The 19,875-nt window shown below is 48.2% G+C and carries 22 protein-coding genes; all 22 read right to left on the bottom strand.

Features of this window, described 5'->3' with window-relative positions; translation table 11 throughout:
• Positions 1-18: 18 nt before the first annotated feature.
• Positions 19-1,245, bottom strand: coding sequence for an aspartate kinase (dapG, locus tag HPY81_00745; GenBank protein ID NPV25987.1), 1,227 nt, complete (start codon positions 1,243-1,245; stop codon positions 19-21).
• Between the two features lie 61 nt (positions 1,246-1,306).
• Positions 1,307-2,317, bottom strand: coding sequence for an aspartate-semialdehyde dehydrogenase (locus HPY81_00740; GenBank protein ID NPV25986.1), 1,011 nt, complete (start codon positions 2,315-2,317; stop codon positions 1,307-1,309).
• 109 nt (positions 2,318-2,426) lie between these two features.
• Positions 2,427-3,038: a dipicolinate synthase subunit B gene (locus HPY81_00735; GenBank protein NPV25985.1), complete on the bottom strand. Its 612-nt coding sequence runs from the start codon at positions 3,036-3,038 to the stop codon at positions 2,427-2,429.
• 21 nt (positions 3,039-3,059) lie between these two features.
• Positions 3,060-3,974, bottom strand: a complete 915-nt coding sequence (gene dpsA, locus HPY81_00730) for a dipicolinate synthase subunit DpsA (GenBank protein NPV25984.1) — start codon at positions 3,972-3,974, stop codon at positions 3,060-3,062.
• Positions 3,975-4,134: 160 nt separating this feature from the next.
• A complete protein-coding gene (locus tag HPY81_00725; protein NPV25983.1) occupies positions 4,135-4,941 on the bottom strand; it encodes a 4-hydroxy-tetrahydrodipicolinate reductase in 807 nt (268 codons plus the stop codon).
• Between the two features lie 145 nt (positions 4,942-5,086).
• Positions 5,087-5,356 carry a YlmC/YmxH family sporulation protein gene (locus HPY81_00720; protein NPV25982.1) on the bottom strand — a complete coding sequence of 90 codons (270 nt, stop codon included), beginning with the start codon at positions 5,354-5,356 and terminating at the stop codon, positions 5,087-5,089.
• An 86-nt stretch (positions 5,357-5,442) separates the two neighbouring features.
• Positions 5,443-5,910, bottom strand: a complete 468-nt coding sequence (gene dut / locus HPY81_00715; protein ID NPV25981.1) for a dUTP diphosphatase — start codon at positions 5,908-5,910, stop codon at positions 5,443-5,445.
• A gap of 30 nt (positions 5,911-5,940) precedes the next feature.
• Positions 5,941-7,215 (bottom strand): insulinase family protein, encoded by a 1,275-nt coding sequence (locus tag HPY81_00710; GenBank protein NPV25980.1) that lies wholly within the window; start codon positions 7,213-7,215, stop codon positions 5,941-5,943.
• A 63-nt stretch (positions 7,216-7,278) separates the two neighbouring features.
• Positions 7,279-7,950: a polysaccharide deacetylase family protein gene (locus HPY81_00705; protein NPV25979.1), complete on the bottom strand. Its 672-nt coding sequence runs from the start codon at positions 7,948-7,950 to the stop codon at positions 7,279-7,281.
• Positions 7,951-8,122: 172 nt separating this feature from the next.
• Entirely contained in the window at positions 8,123-10,246 is a 2,124-nt protein-coding gene (locus tag HPY81_00700; GenBank protein NPV25978.1) for a polyribonucleotide nucleotidyltransferase, read from the bottom strand.
• Positions 10,247-10,445: 199 nt separating this feature from the next.
• A complete protein-coding gene (gene rpsO / locus HPY81_00695) occupies positions 10,446-10,715 on the bottom strand; it encodes a 30S ribosomal protein S15 (protein ID NPV25977.1) in 270 nt (89 codons plus the stop codon).
• 86 nt (positions 10,716-10,801) lie between these two features.
• On the bottom strand, positions 10,802-11,023 hold the full coding sequence (locus HPY81_00690; GenBank protein ID NPV25976.1) for a hypothetical protein: 222 nt from the start codon (positions 11,021-11,023) through the stop codon (positions 10,802-10,804).
• Positions 11,024-11,041: 18 nt separating this feature from the next.
• Positions 11,042-11,266 (bottom strand): hypothetical protein, encoded by a 225-nt coding sequence (locus HPY81_00685; GenBank protein NPV25975.1) that lies wholly within the window; start codon positions 11,264-11,266, stop codon positions 11,042-11,044.
• Between the two features lie 92 nt (positions 11,267-11,358).
• Positions 11,359-12,315, bottom strand: a complete 957-nt coding sequence (locus tag HPY81_00680; protein ID NPV25974.1) for a bifunctional riboflavin kinase/FAD synthetase — start codon at positions 12,313-12,315, stop codon at positions 11,359-11,361.
• A gap of 53 nt (positions 12,316-12,368) precedes the next feature.
• The gene (gene truB / locus HPY81_00675; protein ID NPV25973.1) at positions 12,369-13,301 is read right to left on the bottom strand and encodes a tRNA pseudouridine(55) synthase TruB; all 933 of its coding nucleotides are present in this window, start codon (positions 13,299-13,301) and stop codon (positions 12,369-12,371) included.
• Positions 13,302-13,428: 127 nt separating this feature from the next.
• Positions 13,429-14,418: a bifunctional oligoribonuclease/PAP phosphatase NrnA gene (locus HPY81_00670; GenBank protein ID NPV25972.1), complete on the bottom strand. Its 990-nt coding sequence runs from the start codon at positions 14,416-14,418 to the stop codon at positions 13,429-13,431.
• Positions 14,419-14,420: 2 nt separating this feature from the next.
• A complete protein-coding gene (rbfA, locus tag HPY81_00665; GenBank protein NPV25971.1) occupies positions 14,421-14,780 on the bottom strand; it encodes a 30S ribosome-binding factor RbfA in 360 nt (119 codons plus the stop codon).
• Positions 14,781-14,816: 36 nt separating this feature from the next.
• Complete coding sequence (gene infB / locus HPY81_00660) at positions 14,817-17,441, bottom strand: translation initiation factor IF-2 (protein NPV25970.1); 2,625 nt, start codon at positions 17,439-17,441, stop codon at positions 14,817-14,819.
• A gap of 38 nt (positions 17,442-17,479) precedes the next feature.
• Entirely contained in the window at positions 17,480-17,791 is a 312-nt protein-coding gene (locus HPY81_00655; protein ID NPV25969.1) for a 50S ribosomal protein L7ae, read from the bottom strand.
• Entirely contained in the window at positions 17,781-18,062 is a 282-nt protein-coding gene (locus HPY81_00650; protein NPV25968.1) for a YlxR family protein, read from the bottom strand. Before HPY81_00650 ends, HPY81_00655 begins: the two co-directional genes overlap by 11 nt.
• Positions 18,063-18,079: 17 nt before the next feature.
• Complete coding sequence (gene nusA / locus HPY81_00645; GenBank protein NPV25967.1) at positions 18,080-19,135, bottom strand: transcription termination/antitermination protein NusA; 1,056 nt, start codon at positions 19,133-19,135, stop codon at positions 18,080-18,082.
• 37 nt (positions 19,136-19,172) lie between these two features.
• Positions 19,173-19,652 (bottom strand): ribosome maturation factor RimP, encoded by a 480-nt coding sequence (locus tag HPY81_00640; GenBank protein ID NPV25966.1) that lies wholly within the window; start codon positions 19,650-19,652, stop codon positions 19,173-19,175.
• Positions 19,653-19,875: the final 223 nt, after the last annotated feature.

Genomic DNA, 19,875 nt, shown 5'->3' with positions numbered 1-19,875 from the left:
CAATCAAATTAAATATCTTTACTGACCGAGTTTAAACTGCTGGTGCAAAGCTCGGACAGCCCTTTCCATGTCCTCCCGCTCTACCAGACACCAGATGGTGGTGTGAGAATCCGAGGACTGAAGGATTTGAATGCCTTCTCGAGTAAGTGCTTCGACAATCGCCGCCATAACGCCGGGAATGCCCGCCATGCCCGCCCCAACTACTGAGACCTTAGCACAACCGTGGCGAACCTGGGGTATAAAATTCATATTCTGCAAGATTTGCACTGCTTTCTCTGCCTGTTCCTCTTTGACCGTAAACAACACTGCTTCGGGAGTAACGTTGATAAAGTCAACGCTGATTCCTGCCAGCGCCATAGCTTTAAAAATTTTTAATTCCAGCCCTGCTGGTTCAGAAACTTCTCGCGTCAAGATACGGATTTGAGTAATATTAGGAATCTGGGTGATACCGGTGACCAGCCGGTCGTTCCTGATGTCAGTCCCCAATTCATTGCCTCCACCCAGGTTACTCACCAGAGTACCCGGGTGATCCGAGAAGGTCGACCGCACTCGCACCGGAATATTTTTCTGCATCGCAATTTCCACTGCCCGCGGGTGAATTACTTTCGCCCCCTGATGCGCTAGCTGGCAGATCTCGTTGTAGGTAACGGTGTCGAGCAGCTTTGCGTCTTCAACAATTCGGGGATCCGCCGTCATAATTCCTTCCACATCGGTATAAATATCAATAACTTCTGCATCCAGCGCCACCCCGAGTGCACAAGCCGTTGTATCGCTCCCCCCCCGGCCTAGCGTAGTAATATCTCCGTCCTCTGTGACGCCCTGGAAGCCGGTAACAACGACGATTTTCTTCTCCTGGAGGAGTTCAAAAATACGCTGAGGTAGTACTTTGATGATCCGGGCGTCCCCAAAATTTTTGTCAGTGATAATGCCAGCGTCACGGCCGGTTAATAAGCAACTCTCGTAACCCATTTTCCTTAGAGTAGCTACCATTACTGCTGCCGAAATGATTTCGCCGCACGACATAAGAATATCCATTTCTCGGGCTGGATAATCACTGGTAATCTCTTTTACCAATCCAATAAACGTGTCTGTCGCGTATGGATCACCTTTGCGTCCCATCGCCGAAACTACGACTACAGGAGAGTATCCTTCCTGGACCGCGGAAATTATCTTCTTAACGACCTGTTGCCGCTGGGCTGGGGAAGCAACTGAAGACCCTCCAAATTTCTGGACTATAATTCGCAACTAGGCCACCCTCCTAGATTTAGTCTGGGGTAGTTTATGAAAACTAAAAATCAGTCTGAGGTTAGAGCAAGTTCTCCTTCACCAGTATTTCTGCAATCTGGACCGCATTGGTGGCCGCCCCCTTGCGAATTTGATCGGCCACGACCCAGAGGTTTAAACCTTTATCGATCGATATATCTTCTCTAATGCGTCCAACATAAACTTCGTCGGTATCTGAAGTAATGATCGGCATCGGATATTCTTTTTTTGCCGGGTTATCTAAAACAATCACTCCTGGAGCCCGGCACAGGATCTCGCGTGCTTCCTCAGCAGTAATTTTCTTTTCGGTTTCGATGTTTACCGATTCAGAATGGCTGCGGAAGACCGGCACCCGCACCGTGGTCGCAGTAATGGCCATATCGGGTTCATGCATAATCTTCCGGGTTTCATAAACCATCTTCATTTCTTCTTTGGTGTAATCTTTTTCCACGAAAATATCAATATGGGGGATTAAATTAAATGCAATCTGATACTGGAAAACATCCGGCTGAATCGGCTCGCCGGCCAAAACTTTTGGGGTTTGCAGTTTTAGTTCTTCAATGCCAGCTTTTCCCGCTCCTGATACTGCCTGGTAGGTTGAAACAACCACCCGTTTAATCCCAGCTGCATCATGAATTGGCTTGAGAGCAACAACCATAATGATGGTTGAGCAGTTTGGGTTGGCAATAATCCCCTGGTGCTGTCGAACGTCTTCTGGATTAACCTCCGGCACCACCAGTGGAACAGCGGGATCAAGTCGAAAAGTACTACTATTGTCGATTACAACCGCACCTTTTTTTACTGCTGCCGGGGCTAATTCTTTGACTACTTCTCCCGCGGCAAACAAAGCGATTTGCACATTATTAAAAGATTCTGGCTCTGCACCAAAAACGGTATATTCCTGACCCTTGAAGGTAATTTTAGTGCCCTCTTCTCGGGGGTCGGCCAGCATCTTAACCTCTCCTACTGGGAAATTTCGCTCCGCCAGTACCTTCAGCATTTCCTGCCCGACAGCACCGGTCGCCCCAACTACCGCCACGTTATATTTTTTCATTGTTGTTACCTCCTACTGCGGGTAGATTTTATTGTTTTTATAATTTTAGCATAACCGTTTCGGAAGGGGTACAATATTTTACGACCGGCTACAAAAAAATCCCCAATGTCTAATTGGCACAACTATTCTGGTGCACTTTTGGGCTGATTAGGATAGGTTGAATCTGCTTACCCTGTAGAGCCAGGATCGTTGTCTCCACGATTAGATCCATGTGGGCCACAAGGGAATTGGCCTTTTCTTGGGGATTATCCTGCCCAAAGGGGACAAAGTAGATATTCTTCAGGTTCATTAATATTCCTAAATTTCTAGCGTTGAGCCCCAATCCATCATTTGTCGAGATCGCAATTACCACTGGCCGCTGGTTACGCAGATGGGCCTTAATAGCCATCAAAGCTGGGGTATCAATAATCCCATTAGCTAACTTGGCCAGGGTAGTGCCAGTACAGGGCGCCACCACGATTAAATCCAACAGCTTTTGTGGTCCAATCGGCTCGGCATCAACAATTGAGGCGATCACTTGACGACCACTTATCCCTTCAAACCACTTTCGCCACTGTTCAGCTTTTCCAAAACGGGTATCAGTACAGTTAACTGTATAGGAAAAAATCGGGATTATTTCTGCTCCCTCGGTGATAAGTTTTTCTACCTCCGGCAAGACCTCAGGGATTGTACAGTGCGAGCCGGTCATAACAAAGCCAATTTTAACCCCTGCCAAACGCATGTGCAGCACCTCCCACGTGCCTCAACTAAAAAGCAAACGCTTTTGTGCCCTGGCAACTTCGCGGACAATGAGTGGTGGAATGACTCGGGCCAGGATCAGCCCAGCCGTTTTGGGTGCTACTTTTCCAGGTAGCCCTGGCGCCAGAATCGCCTTAATTCCCAACCGCTCTGCGGCTAGGAAATCTGTTCCCCCGGGGGTGGAAGCCAGGTCAACGATTAAGGCCTCACGGTTAACCTTTCGGAGAATCTCTTCATCAAGTACCATGGCCGGCACCGTGTTGAAGATAATCTCTGCCTCTTGGATATACTGAGTTAGCTCGGTAAAAGTTAAGCCGCGAAATCCCATCTCCCAAATCCGCGCTAAATCGGCCTTTTTTCGAGCCACAACCGTCGTGTGTGCCCCGATCCCTTGCAGCATTCGGGCCAGAGTTTTACCGGTTCGTCCAAAGCCCAACACAAACGCCTGACTACTATGGATGGTGATCGGCAGTTCTTCCATCGCAATCTGAATCGCCCCTTCCGCCGAAGGAACAGAATTTAAGATCGCGACTTCGTCCATTTCAGCGATTTCAATCAGGTGCAAACGATACTTGTTTGCCCATTCGCGTAAAATTGGCCGCGCCACTCCGATAATGATTGGGGTATCGGCTGGAATTTGTCTGACAATTTCCTCCGTTAACGCCAGCTTACGAGTCGCGTAGACAGCACGAATATTGCCGCTTGCATCTATTCCTGGCATCGGAAGGATGATTGCATCTACTCCATGAATAGCTGCCTCAACCGTTTCGATTAGTCTAGCGTTAGCAAGTTCTGGCCTGGGAGGGAAACCTGCTACCGAAACCAGTGCTCCCAGTTTCATCAATTCCGGGATTAAGACCAGTTCACGGTCGTCTCCACCCAATACTGCTATTTTAAGACCGGTTAAATTTGCACTCATTCTCTACCCTCCTTTTCCCGGTGGCTCCCCTTCCTAGTATTGGTTCTCTATGCCCACTACCAATATATGAGTCACGCGATCAGGAGGTGCTTGTTAATGCCTGTTCCATATTCAATTAGTCACTATTTATTGCTTTTAAACCCTCCCAAATTATAAATCATTATAAATCCAATAAATTTTCCAGACCATAAATGACTCCTTTGACCTGTTGAACTTTATGCACAGCCAGCAGAACACCGGGCATAAAAGATTCCCGATGGATAGAATCGTGGCGAATAGACAGAGTCTGTCCATTCCCCCCTAGGATGACCTCCTGATGGGCCACCAGTCCAGGCAGGCGAATACTGTGAATCCTCATGCCCTCAAAGTTGCCACCCCGGACTCCTTTTATTTTCTCATACTCGTTGATCGCCCCCTGATGATGCGGTTTTCGCTCTTCCGAAATTAGTTCAGCGGTACGTAGGGCAGTTCCCGATGGGGCGTCCACTTTTTGATCGTGATGTAATTCAATGATCTCCACATGGGGAAAATAGCGAGCCGCTTCCTTGGCAAAACGCATCATTAAGACTGCTCCCAAGGCAAAATTAGGCGCGATCACCACTCCCACGCCAACTTCTTCGGCCAGCTTGGCTACTGCTTGACGATCATCTTCTGTCATTCCTGTCGTTCCCACAACCGGGCAGACTTTTTTATTCAAGGCGATTTGAATGTTACGCAGCACCGCCTGGGGATTGGTAAAATCAATCAAAACTTCAGCCTGCACCTCGTTTAACAACCCTTCCAGGTCAGTAGAAATCGCCACACCAACCGGATCAATTCCCGCAAGATAACCGGCATCAGTTCCTTTACCCTTAACATCAACAGCGCCAACTAATTTTAGGGTTGGGTCACCAACCACTGATTTTACAACTTCTCGACCCATTTTGCCATATGCCCCCGTAACCACAACCCGAATTTGTTCGGTCATGCTTGTCTCTCCTTCCAACCTTGTCCATCTTTAAAGATTATTCTCGTACAAAAGTCTTTTTATGTCAATAAATGTGTAAACAAACACAAAAGACCAAACAGGTAATAAAAAAAACACCGTCCAGCAGCGGTTAGGATTAAGTGAATTACCCCAAATATCGCCGCAAACGGACGTGTGTATGATCAAGGTCCACAATGATCACTTCCGTGCCAATCTTGCGGACCGCTTCCCAGGGGATCACCAGGTGCTGCCGGTCAACCCAAAAGTTAACGAAATTAGTGCGGTTCGGCAAAATGATTGACTGGATTTGGCCGGTTTCGGGATCAATCATCAGGTCGGAATCACCCACAACCCCCAGTCGGACTCCATCATAGATATTGACAATCTCCTTGCCAACGAGTTCGCTCAGCCGCATAGCCGGGCCCTCCCACTAATGGTTAACTTGCACTACTTCATCCATATGTTGATCTGACCCGGGTTATGTGCACAAAATAAACCGCCTTAAGGCGATTTCTTTTTGCCAACAACACCGGTAGAGCCAAACCCGCCGGCTCCCCGTTCAGTCTGATTCAATTCATCCACCACCAGGAGCTGGGCGGAAAACACCGGCATAAACACAATCTGGGCGATGCGATCCCCCGGTTTAACCGTAAAATCTTCTTCGCCGCCATTCTCTAATACAACTTGAACCTCGCCAATATAGTCCGAGTCTAAAACCCCAACACTGTTACCCAGCTTAACTCCATGATGGCGACCGTGTCCACTCCGGGAAAAAATCAGCCCGACAACCTGTTCAGGCAGTTGGAAGGCTAACCCCGTGGGAATAACCGCCCTCTTTCCCGATCTGATAATCACTGGCTGGTCCAGGCAGGCGCATAAATCCATACCTGCCGAACCAGGTGTCGCATAGCAGGGTAGTTCAAATTCACTCCCCACCCGGGGAGACAGTTTTTTCACTTTTACCGTTATTGTTGCTGACACAATGGTTCCCCCCAAATGTTATAACCCAGCCTTGTTTAACCAAAAGCCCATATCAGCCGGTGTCTCACGTTTTGGACCGATCGTCGCTAGAGCAAACTTGTTCACGTTAAACATCTCCCGGGCTAAATTGATCAGATCATCGGCAGTCACTTTCTCGATCTTGGCGATCACCTCATCCGGCGAAATGATCCGCCCGTAACACAGTTCAGACTTGCCCAGGCGGCTCATTCGACTGTTTACATTCTCCAGACCAAGATACAGATTACCCTTAATCTGGTTTTTTGTCCGTTCTATTTCTGCCTGAGTAATCCCTTCCCGCTTGATTTTGCTTATTTCTTCCATGATTAGTTCAAGCACCATTTCCATATTATTTGGGCTTGTCCCGGCGTAAATGCTAAATAAACCACTGTCCCGATAAGCCGAGTGATAAGAATACACAGAGTAAGCCAGTCCGCGTTCTTCTCTAATCTCCTGAAATAAACGAGAACTTACTCCTCCCCCTAAAACGTTGTTCAACACATGCAGGATATACAGGCGGTCATCAGTCTGCGCCACCCCGGGTGTACCCAAACAAATCTGGATCTGCTCCGTCTTCTTTTCACTCATCACTGTTGTCGCCCGGGCTACCGGTGCTTCAGCGTTTTTGGGAACACGTTCCCTTTCCCATGCCCCAAATACCGGACCCAACTTATCCATAACCGCAGCATGTTCTACTCGGCCAGCCACAGCGATGACTACATCCTCAGGGACATAATGTTTTTGGAAATAATTTATAATATCAGCATGGGTCAAGCTACTAACCGTAGCCATGGTACCCAGGATCGGCCGTCCCAGTGGATGTCCTTGCCAAATCACCTGGGCAAAGAGGTCATGAATGAGCTCATCGGGAGAGTCCTCATACATATGGATCTCTTCCAGGATGACATTGCGCTCGGTATCGATTACCTTGGGATCGAACAGAGAATTAAAAAATATATCTGAAAGTATGTCTACCGCAAGATCAAAATGTTCATCCAAAGCACGAGCATAGTAACAGGTATATTCTTTAGTTGTAAAAGCGTTGAGCTGTCCCCCTACCGCCTCCAAGGCTTCCGCGATTTGCTTGGCTGTTCGGTTTTTTGTTCCCTTAAATAAGAGGTGTTCGATAAAATGAGAGACTCCGTTGTTGTGTTCGTCTTCGTCCCGTGAACCAACACCAACCCATATTCCTATCGCGACTGAACGTATGTACGGAATCTCCTCGGTGACTATTCTTACTCCATTAGGAAGAATCTCTTTTCGGTAGTCCAGCATACCATTCCTCCTTAATTTGCCCATTTAAATGTAATTCGCGACTAATCCGACAAATTCCTTTAATCAGGATAGAAAAGAACTGATTTCTGAAACAGTTTTAAACTCATAGCCCTGCTTTCGGAGCTGGTCGATAATCTGGGGTAAAGCTTTAACCGTTGGGAAGGTTGGATGCATCAAGATGATCGCGTCATTATGGATTCGCGGTACCACGCGCTGAACAATCACTGAAGGAACTGGTTTTTGCCAATCGATGGTATCTAAACTCCAGAGGACTACCCGGTAGCCAAGAGAAGCCGTGGTGTTGACTACCTTCGGGCTACATTCACCGTATGGAGGAGCAAACAGCTTCACTGGCTGACCAGTAATCCGGGTTAAAGTATCATGAGTTCTTTGAATCTCTCGTATTAATTGTTCGCGGGAAAGATTATTCGGGTGAGGGTGGGAGTATCCATGGTTGCCGATCTCATGACCACCAGCGGCGATCTGCTTGGTCAGTTCAGGATTTCTCTCAGCCCACCGCCCACTAATAAAAAAGGTGACCTTGACTTGTTGGCTCGCCAGAATCTCCAAAAGAGCTGGTAAATATTCCTCACCCCAATCAACATTGCAGGTCAAAGCGACCACCCTTTGCCCGGTATTTCCCCGGCGAATTGGTCCGTTGGGGTTTGTGACTGATAAGGTAGCCTGATCGCGCCAACTCTGGTAGACTACCTCTAGGGCGATACCAATTATCATTAAGAATAAAGCCAGTTGTTTAAGCCGCCGGAACTGAAAAAAATAATAAAACCGCACACCGATCACTCCATATCATGCGAATTCTATCGCCATAACTGTATGTCGGTCGGGTTATAATTATGCTTCCAATATATCCCTATAAAATAAACCGAGTTGGCTCGGTTTATTTTGATCAATTCTTTTCTTTTTCCCTAAGTTTTCGCTGGCTGCGCAAAACTTCCTTTCGCGATAGATTGATTCGCCCCTGTTTGTCAATATCAGTTACCTTCACCAGGATTTCATCGCCCTCACTGACCACGCCGCGGACTCGAGCTACCCGCTCCTCAGCCAATTGGGAGATGTGCAACAGCCCTTCCTTGCCAGGCATTCCCAGAACTCCCGGGATAATTTCGACAAAGGCCCCGAAATCCATGAGCCGAACCACTTTGCCCAGGTAAGTCCGTCCAACTTCGACTTCCTGGGTTAATGCTTCAATGATCCGCAAGGCTTCCTTACCTGCTTCCGCGTCAATCGCCGCAATAAAGACACGACCATCATCCTCAATATCAATACTGACCCCGGTTTCATCAATAATCTTTTTGATGGTCTTGCCACCGGGACCAATGACATCACGAATTTTGTCTGGATCGATTGTCGCCGTGATAATTCGCGGCGCGTAAGGTGACAAATCAGGACGCGGTCGATCAATAACCGCCAGCATCTTGTCCATTATGAACAACCGGCCAGCTCGAGCTTGGGCCAAGGCCTTTTCCAAAATAGCTCGATTAACCCCCGCGATCTTAATATCCATCTGTAGAGCGGTAACTCCTTTTTTCGTACCAGCAACTTTAAAGTCCATATCTCCCAGCGCGTCTTCGATCCCCTGGATATCACTCAGGACAGCAAACTCGTCGCCCTCCTTAACCAGCCCCATCGCAATCCCCGCTACTGGGGCCTTGATGGGAACACCCGCATCCATCAGGGCCAGAGTGCTGCCGCAGACGCTGCCCATGGAAGTCGAACCATTTGACTCCAGTACCTCGGAAACCAGCCGGATGGTGTACGGAAACTCGGCTTCGTTGGGAATCATCGGCTCTAAGGCCCGCTCCGCTAAGGCGCCGTGTCCGATTTCCCGTCGGCCTGGCCCCCGCATTGGTCTGGCCTCCCCGACACTGTACGGAGGCATGTTGTAATGGTGCATATAACGTTTTGATTCCTCAATGCCCAATCCATCGAGAATCTGTTCGTCGCCAACAGCCCCGAGTGTACAGACCGTAAGCACTTGGGTTTGACCACGGGTAAAAAGACCGGAACCGTGGGTGCGTGGTAAAACCCCCACTTCTACTGAGATCGGTCGAATTTCGTCCAGTTGGCGACCATCCGGTCTGATTCGCTCGATCGTGATCATGCGGCGCACTATTTCCTTTATGATTTTTTCCAGCACATCTTTAATCTGCTTTTGCTGGTCAGGATAAGTTTCTGAAAAATGTTCGAGCGTTTCCGTCTTAACTCCCTGAATTAGCTCCTCTCGCAAGAGCTTGTCGGCTGTGCGGATAACGGAATTGAGCTTGTCAGTGGCATACTCGCGAACCGCCATCTCAATTTCGGGATCAATTTGGTACAAGGGAACCTCTCGCTTCGGCTTCCCGATCGCTTGACGGATCTCCTCCTGGAAATCAACCAACCCCTTGATTGCTTCATGTCCATACATGATCCCTTCCAGAATTACATCCTCCGGCACTTCATTAGCGCCGGCTTCGACCATCATGACGGCATCTTTCGTTCCCGCTACAGTTACATACATCTCTGTTTTTTCGAGTTGTACCCTGGTGGGGTTGATGACAAACTCCCCGTCAACACGACCAACCACCACTGCCCCGATCGGCCCCTGAAACGGGATGTCTGAGACCATCAAGGCAGCAGAAGCCCCGATCATGGCCGTTATGTCCGGTGCATTATCCTGGTCGACAGACATCACTGTCGCCACGATATGAACATCATTGCGAAAACCTTTCGGAAATAGTGGGCGGAGTGGCCGGTCGATCAACCGGGCAGAAAGAATCGCTGCTTCACTTGGCCGTCCTTCGCGCTTGATAAAGCCACCTGGGATCTTACCCACTGCGTACAACCTCTCTTCATAATCCACGGTGAGCGGGAAAAAATCTATCCCTTCCCGCGGTTCGGCTGAAGCCGTAGCCGTAACCAAAACCACGGTATCCCCATATCTGACCAGGACTGACCCATTTGCTTGCTTAGCCATCTTACCTGACTCGATAATCAGTGGACGACCGCCCAGGGTTGTGGAAAAAGTGTGCATCATTTTTACCTCCTTTCCTTGTTGTCATGTAAGTTTTTATTGCAAACTCTGAAAGATTCGACATACGATATATTATTTCCTTCTAATAGCAAAAACAACCATTTATAAATTAAGAAGGTACCGTACGTTGAGACGAGAACAAAATAAAGTATAGCAGAAAAAGAGCGACAAAGCGCTCTTTAAACTGTAACAAAAGCTATTAACGACGCAGACCTAGCCGTTCAACGATTGCCCGGTAACGGTCAACATCATTATCTTTAAGATAGTTCAACAGTGCGCGTCGCTGACCAACCATTTTGAGCAGGCCCCGTCTGGAATGGTGATCCTTTTTGTGAATTTTCAGATGCTCGGTTAAACTGTTGATCCGTTCAGTCAAAATAGCGATCTGCACTTCGGGAGAGCCAGTATCGTTCTCGTGAATTTTGAACTGGTTAATGATCAATTGTTTTTGTTCCTTCGCCAGAGCCACTCACTTCACCTCCTTTTTACTTAATCGCCGAAAGCCAAGATTACCGTCGGAGCATCGGTATTCCTAGCCGTCGGTTCTCGTTTAATTCATTTCCCGATTACGGTTATTACTAATCGACCGCCGGGAATATCTTTTACCACCAGATCGAAGACTCGTCCAGATTCAGCCAAAAATCCTCTAAATCTTGTCGCTGTAGGAATAAATCCCGGGATTTGCAAGGAAGAATTAACAATATCAGCCGGGGTAATCTTTTCTTGTCGAAGAGCACGCAGCCTTTTTTTGGCATGGTCGGTAATAACGATCTTCACGGAAACCCATCCTTCACCTCAATATGCCCTCGACCTTAAAAGATCAATTTCTTCCTGAACAAGCAAGGTGTATAAAGCATCTTGAAAGGCTGAGATGGCTGGCTGCTCCGTCCCATACCGTCGATACAGCGTTTCAAGTTCTTTCTTAAGAGCTTGAAACTCATCGCTGGTACAAATATAGGAAATTTTCTGCACAATCCTTCTCAATTCATGATGGGAGTCGTCAATAACTGGCTGGGCCATAGCGAACTCCCCTTTCCAAGGATTTGCAATCGTTACCGAAATTTATTGTAGCATAATTATCAGATGGATGCAAATAAATATCCCGTATCTTTCTATCTAGACTGGGCCCGGTTAAACATAGCAGTATTTGTAAGCACCCTGGCCTCAGCAATATCCAACTTTATCTGTTCGACCAAGTCATTTACACTGTTAAATTTGCATTCATCGCGAAGTTTTTGGAGCAGGTGAAGCTCAATCCGTTCTCCATAGATTGTCTGGCAGAAGTCCAGAAGATGGGCCTCGATCGTCCACACTTCAAGATTGGTGAATGTCGGCTTGGTTCCGATATTCACTACTCCGACGTACCATTTTCCACGTACCTTTACCTTGGCAACATAGACACCCCGTCCGGGTAGCATTAGTTCCTGATCGATCGCCACATTCGCGGTCGGGAACCCTATTTGCCGGCCCCGCTGGTCACCTGAAATCACCTTACCTTCCACGATCGGCCAATATCCTAAAAATGTACGCGCTCTTAAAATATCTCCTAGTTCCAGGGCCTGACGAATTTCCGTACTGCTGACAATTGTCCCTTCGACCGTGATTGGCGGAAGTACTTCCACGTCAAACCCGAGTTGTCCACCCATCGTTCGTAAAAGCTCGGGGTTACCGGCCCCGCGATAGCCAAAATTAAAGTTAAAACCGACAAACACCTTTCTAACCTGAAGCCGATCGTATAAAATATCCTGAACAAAAGTGTGGGGTGAAAGCCTGGCCAATTCTAGGGTAAAAGGAACCAGGAGCAGGACATCGGCTTCTAACCCACGAATCAGTTCAATTTTTCTTTCGAGGGTTGTGAGTAACCTGGGGGCTTTGTCTGGCTGTAAGACCTTCAAGGGATGAGGATGAAACGTTACGACTACTGCCGCACCTTTAGCCTGGCGGGCTTCCTGGATCATGTCTCTAATCAGTCGCTGATGACCCAGGTGCACTCCGTCAAAGTTGCCCAAAGCGACCATTACATTTTCGTAACTTTTCCCAATCTCTTGTGGGTCTTGAACCACTTTCATGTACTCTGTCTCCTCTTCTTATAAATTCTAATTAAGCAGCTTTATTACCTAACCTAACTTAATTTATGTAAAGGATCTAACACCTTAAGCGGCTTGCAACACCACTGCTTATTCTGGCCGAACTCAACTTGGCCCAGAGCGACCAGGTTACCTTCTGGAGTGATAATTTTTACGGTTCCTAACTTTATGTTAACGTCAGCGGCGTAAAAATCAGATGCCGCTAACGTCTGACCGTTCTGCAGGGCCGGCCGGGCATCAGACTTGATGACGAGGGCTGGCAGTTCGTAAACAGCTAACGTCATGGGAAGAAGAAAAAAGTTTTTCTTATCTTTAACCATGTCCGCTAATTCTTCAAGAGTATAAGCCTCGGTTAAGTCAAATGGTCCGACGCTAGTACGAACCAGGAATGACATGTGAGCACCACAGCCGAGGTGCAAACCAAGATCAGCACAGAGCGTCCGCACATACGTCCCTTTCGAACAGTTGACTTCAAACAGTACTCTGGGGTGCGGCCAATTAGGTTCAAATCGCAGGAGGTCGAGTTTAAAAATCTGCACCCGTCTTGGCTGCCGTTCAACTGTTTTTCCTTCACGCGCCAGTTCATAAAGTCTTCGTCCCTGGTGGTGCAGAGCAGAAACCATGGGTGGTGTCTGCTCGATCAGACCAATAAACTTGCGCATTGCCTGTTGAACATCGCCTTCAGTTAGGCCCGTTACTTCGCACACAGATAATCTTTGTCCTTGAGCGTCCTGGGTATCAGTACTTACCCCGAGGACCAGTTCTGCCCGATAAGTTTTGGTCCATTCACTCATGAATTCAACCAGACGGGTCGCTCGCCCAACGCAAACCGGTAATACTCCCGACGCCCCGGGATCAAGTGTTCCGGCGTGGCCCACCTTTCTGGTTTTTAGGAGCCGCCGGATGTAATCAACCACATCGTGTGAGGTCATACCTGGCGGTTTCAGTACGTTGATCAGTCCGTCCATAAGATACTCCTGGTTACCATAAAAATATTTCTTCTGGATTGGTATATCCATATATCTGTGCTTCAGGTAGACACATCCACCTCCGTTCCGAGATTGCTCTTTCCAATATTCATCGGTACCGTGTAAATCAACGGAGCTCTTTAGTCTTAACCTTGGCTACTGCTTCCCTAGCTGCCGCAACTACTTGCTGAACAACCTCTGCCAGCGAGCCAATTACTATACAACCGGCCGCCCGCTGATGCCCCCCTCCGCCAAACCTGGCCGCCAGTTTATTCACGTCTACCAACCGCTTGGAGCGAAGGCTGACCTTGATTTTGCCTGGTTCCAGTTCACGAAATAAGAGTCCGACTTCTACCCCGGCTACAGATTTGGGATAGTTCACTATTCCTTCGAAGTGCTCACTAGATACTCCTAAACTTTCAACATTTTCTCGGGTCACTACCATCCAGGCCACCCATCCATCCTCAGATAATTGAAGGCTAGATAACACTTCCGCCAGCAAGCGCAGGACCACGACCGGCTGAGTTTCAAACAGATATTCGCGTACCCCATCTAGGTCAGCCCCTTGGAGAAGTAGTTCCGCCGCAATCCGGTGGGTCTGGTCAGTGGTGTTGGAATATTGAAAACTGCCGGTATCCATAACCAGAGCTGTATAAATAGCCGTGGCTATGGGGGGATCAAGCGGCACGTCCATGGTTTTTAACAGGGTAAAAATTAGTTCGCCTGTAGCCGCTGCCGCCGGGTCAACCCAGCGATATTCGCCAAAACCGGTATTACTAATATGGTGATCAATGTTTATTTTCACTGGGATCGGTCTAATCAAGTCAAGCAATTTATCTCCTACCCGTTCTTCCTCAGTACAGTCTAGAATGACCGCTACTGGCGGTATGTCAACCACTTCTACCGGTAATCTGACCTTCTGGCTGCCGGCCAGGAAACGATACACATCCGGAATAGGAGCATTGGCTGCCATCACGACCTTTTTATTTATTTTCTCCATGGCTAAACCCAGTGCCAGCATGGAACCAATACTGTCACCATCCGGCATCACGTGTGAACAAATCAGAACCGATGGCGCATTTGCTAACTCTTTTACAATTCTTGTCAGGTTGTCCATTTTCAGGACTCCTCAGGCTTGTTCTTTACTTTGACCTGTTCCAATAGGGAAGCGATCCTTACACCTTGTTCGATTGATTCGTCCAACTTGAAAACGATCTCCGGCGCATAACGCAAACGGATCCTTCTGGCGATCTCACTGCGGACAAAGCCAGTCGCTTTAATCAGCGCCTGCATCGACTGCCGTTTTTCCTCCTCGCTTCCCAAGATGCTGACAAATACCTTGGCGTGTCCCAGGTCATTGGCTACATCTACTTTAGTTACAGTGACAAACCCGATTCGGGGATCTTTCAACTCATCTCTTAGCATCTGAGCGATTTCTTTCTTCATTTCTTCCCCAAGGCGAACGGCGCGATGTGACATCTTGTAAGTACCTCCTTCCGCCGGGTGAATAGGCTTCTATAACGCGCGTTGAACCTTCTCCATGGTAAAGGCCTCTAGGATATCCCCTTCTTTTATGTCATTGAACTTCTCAATACCGAGACCACATTCAAATCCCTGGCTAACCTCTTTGACGTCATCCTTAAACCGTCGCAATGATTCAACCTTACCTTCGTGAATAACAATGCCGTCGCGGATCACTCTAATCTCCGCCGTCTTGGTGATCTTGCCCTCAGTGACATAGCAGCCAGCAACTGTTCCCGCCTTGGGTATTTTGAAGGTCGCCCGGACTTCCGCTCTCCCCAGGACTACTTCCTTCCATTCTGGCTCCAGCAGACCGCTCATCGCCGCTTTGATATCTTCAATTGCATCGTAGATCACTCGGTACAGCCTGATATCGACCTGTTCAGCTTCGGCCGCCCGGCGGGTATTGCTATCGGGTCGAACGTTAAAGCCAATGATAATCGCGTTGGAAGCCGAAGCCAGCATCACGTCCGTCTCCGTAATCGCTCCTACTCCACCATGTATTGGATTGACCCGTACCTCGTCCGTACTGAGCCGCTCCAGGGCCTGCCGCAGGGCTTCAATTGAACCCTGAACATCAGCTTTGATAATGATATTGAGTTCCTTGACCTGACCTTCTTTAATCTGTTTAAATAAATCGTCCAGGGTAACCCGAGCGGTTTTCTGTAACTCTTCTTCTCGCTTACGGTTCTGCCGCTCGGCTGTAATTTGTCTGGCCAGTTTTTCGTCTGTAACTACCTGGAAGATGTCCCCGGCCATCGGCACTTCACTTAAACCTAATACCTCAACCGGCGTAGATGGACCTGCCTTCTTGACCCGACGGCCCTTATCATCAATCATGGCCCGGACCTTGCCTGAAGTCAATCCAACCAGGATCGAATCCCCTACTTTTAAGGTGCCGTGCTGAACTAAAACAGTTGCCACTGGGCCACGCCCTTTATCCAACTGGGCTTCGATGACTGTCCCTTTAGCCGGGCGATTGGGATTGGCCTTGATTTCGCTCATCTCAGCCACCAACAGAATCATCTCTAAGAGGGTATCCAGGTTTTCCCGGGTATGGGCAGAAACAGGAACACAAATAGTATCGCCCCCCCATTCTTCCGGAACCAAACCATATTCCGTCAACTGTTGTTTCACGCGATCAGGGTTTGCATTAGCTTTATCGATCTTATTAATAGCCACAATAATTGGTACGCCAGCGGCTTTGGCATGATTAATTGCTTCAATGGTCTGAGGCATAACCCCATCATCTGCTGCCACAACCAGGATGGCGATATCGGTCACTTGGGCCCCGCGAGCCCGCATGGCGGTAAAAGCCTCATGCCCGGGGGTATCGATAAACGTTATCTTTTTCCCGTTAATCTCCACCTGATACGCCCCAATATGCTGGGTAATTCCACCAGCTTCCTGTGCGGTAACATTTGTTTCTCGAATCGCATCCAGCAGCGATGTTTTACCATGGTCTACATGTCCCATGACCGTAACCACGGGTGGACGCTCAACCAGGTATTCAGGAGGATCAACAATTTCTTCCAACAGGTCCTCCGCGGTTTTCGGAACTTCTACTTCGACATTGATTCCAAATTCCGTTCCCAGGATTATCGCCGTTTCCGGATCGACCTCCTGGTTAATGGTAGCCAATATCCCTAGAGCCATCAACTTTTTAATTAACTCGGCCGGACTCCGTTTAAAAAGCCCAGCCAGTTCCTGTACTGTCACTGCCCCGGGAATTTTTACTAATTTGGGTGTGGCGATCACCGCTACATCCCCTCGCGATTTCCCTTTACCCGCCCCACCAGGTCCCTTTTTTCCACGGGGCATAAGTAAGCGTTCATCGACAAAGTCCCGTTCTTCAACCCTCTTTTTCCCACTAGCTGGTCCCCTCTCAGGACGAACGGTTTTATCTCGTCGTTGCCCTTCTATTGGCACGGGAGGTACTGGAGGTACTACAGGAAGAATCTTGACCGGAGAGGCAACTTGTTCGCGCTTCTGATTTGTCCCAAATCTGTCGCGCGGTATTCCGGTTCCTCGTTCATCTTGAGGAGGCCGGCGCTCGCCCTGTGAAACCGGCCGCCGGTCCCCTTGCGGAGTTGGCCGCCGGTCACCCTGCGGAGTTGGCCGCCGGTCCTCCGGCGAAGCCGGCCGCGGATGGACAATTCGGTCATACCCACCTTGCGGCACCCGGTCTTTCGTCCCGTGTGGGCTGCCTTTAAACCCGGTTGGTTGATGAGGAGCCATCGCGACTCGTTCTTTAACGATCTGCTTAATCTCACCAGTCTGACGCGGCTGATTCCCTTTAGAACTGGCCTGATTCGGGCTCAGGCTCTTCGGCGGGTTTAGCACCACCGTTTGGACTCCCGTCTTTTGTGTTTCAGGCAGATGAGATGTCTCGCGTCTCTCTTTACGCTGGGGAGGCTCAACAACCGTTGGTGTCTCAGTTTTGGCGGTGATGGCTGGTGTTTTTTTCTGCCAGATTTCTTTTATTCTCGCCACCTGATAATCTTCTAATGTACTCATATGATTCTTTATTGGTATCCCCAACTCCTGTAGTTTATTAATCAGTTCCTTGCTATTTACGCCCAGTTCTTTTGCCAGTTCGTGTACCCTAATTTTACCCATGCTATCACCCCCATAATTCTAACCCCGCAGCATATAACTTAGGATTCCTCCTCCTTTACAGCTCGGCGGATCGCTGTAGCCAATTGTTGATCAATAACTACCGCTGCCGCTCGCTGACCTTTTCCCAGACACTGCCCCAGTTCATCCTTGGTCCCCAAAACAATAATCGGCACCTCATTACGTCTGGCCAGTTCTACCAATTCCTGGCGTGTCCTGTCCGAGACATCCTCGGCGATGACCATTAATCTGGCTTGCTTTTTCCCCAACGCAACCCGAACAGCATAACTCCCGGAAATCACATTACCGGCTTTTTGTCCCAGTCCTAAGAGGGTTTTGATTTTACTTAGCAAGCTGGGCCGCCTCCAGTTTCGTTTTTAAATCGGCCAGAATTTCTGCTGGAATGCTCTGTTGTAGAGCTTTTTCCAACCGTTTCCCTTTTATCGCCTTGGTTAAACACTCAATATTCGGGCAAATGTAAGCACCGCGCCCTGCTTTCTTGCCAGTAGGATCAATCAACACTTCGCTATCTGGTGTACGCACAATACGGATTAACTCCTTCTTGCTTTTCATTTCCTGACAACCCAGACATATCCGCTGCGGTATCTTCTTGATCCTGGGCACACTTCTCACCTCCTGCCTTACTCGATATTAGCGCTGTTTAAACCAGATTGGGTTTCACTTTTAATATCAATTTTCCAACCGGTTAATTTAGCTGCCAGCCGGGCATTTTGGCCTTCTTTACCGATGGCCAGCGAAAGTTGATAATCGGGGACGATCACTTTGGCTATCTTCTCCACTTCGTTGATGTCCACTGAAATTACTTTGGCCGGACTCAGGGCGTTAGCAACAAATTTTGCGGGATCATTACTCCACTTAATTATATCAATTTTTTCCCCTCTGAGTTCATTAACAATGGCCTGCACCCTCATACCCTTAGGACCAACACAGGCACCAACTGGATCAACATTTTCATCTCGTGAATGAACAGCTATCTTTGAACGGGAACCGGCCTCCCGGGCTACTGCTTTTAGCTCTACAACTCCATCGTAAATTTCTGGCACTTCCAGTTCAAATAAGCGTTTCAACAGCCCGGGATGTGTTCTAGATACCATTATTTGCGGTCCTTTAGTTGTTTTCTTAACTTCAACAATATATACCTTAACACGTTCTCCCTGGTAGAATTCTTCACCGTTGATCTGCTCCGAAGGTGCTAAAATAGCCTCCGTCTTTCCCAGGTCGATTAACACATTTTTTTGTTCTTGACGTTGGATTATTCCTGTAATGATATCCCCTTCACGGTTAGAAAACTCCTCAAAAATCAAACCCCGCTCGGCTTCGCGAATCCGTTGCACGACAACTTGTTTAGCCGTCTGTGCCGCAATCCGCCCAAAATTCCTAGGGGTTACTTCGATCTCTACCACGTCTTCCACATCGTACCGCGGATCAATTTTTCTGGCATCATCTACGGAAATCTCCACGCGCGAATCTTCCACCGTTTCCACTACATTCTTCCTGGCATATACCTTAACCTCTCCAGTAGAACGGTCAATATGCACCCGAACATTCTGCAAAGAACCAAAGTTCTTCTTATAAGCAGAAATTAAGGCTGCTTCAATCGCCTCAAGAAGAACTTCAACACTAAGCCCTTTTTCTTTTTCCAATTCTTCTAAAGCCCGTAAAAAATCTAAATTCATGATTAAGCCTCCTCTATATTCGGTTTTATTAAAGAATTTAGTCAAATTGGGCCACTAGATGGACTCTGGCGGCTTGCCCTCTCGGGATCTTGATCTCTTCTCCATTTTGCTCAAGGACAATCATCCCCTCCCGCAGTCCAATAAGTGTTCCCGTAAATGTTTTTATACCGTTATAGGGTGCATAGGTATTAACCGTGATCTGATGACCTTGGAAACGCTCATAATCGCGGTCCCTCTTCAGAGGCCGTTCTAAGCCGGGGGAAGAAACCTCTAGTATATATGTGCCGGCAATCGGGTCAACCTCGTCCAGTTTGGCTCCAATCTGCTCACTGACCATCTGACAGTCTTCTAAATTTACTCCCCCATCACGATCAATAAAAATACGCAGGTACCAGTGCCCGCCTTCTTTCTTATATTCCACTCCCACTAATTCCAGGTCGTTCGCTGCAACAATTGGCTGGGCCAATTTCTCCACCTGTTCTTCGACTTTTTCCTTGGACTTGCTGTCCTTTTTCAACGCCAGCCAAACCTCCTTCCGTATTTGTACATAGCGTGTCGGACATTATACAGATTAACAAGGGTATTCGTATTTTGCCATGTTCATCTATGCCTTATTCTCCATTAAAATTCATAAATGTTGAAAGAGTGGGTTAATACCCACTCTTTGCCTCCTCACTGAAAGAGGTTCCCTTAACTGCTGAATCCTTTATCATTATAGCACAGGGCAATCACCTTGACAA

It is taken from the genome of Bacillota bacterium, assembly GCA_013178045.1.
Lineage (GTDB): Bacteria > Bacillota > Ch66 > Ch66 > Ch66 > Ch66.
Note: the sequence above shows the minus strand (reverse complement) of the source record. Positions and strands in the feature narration are given on the sequence as shown.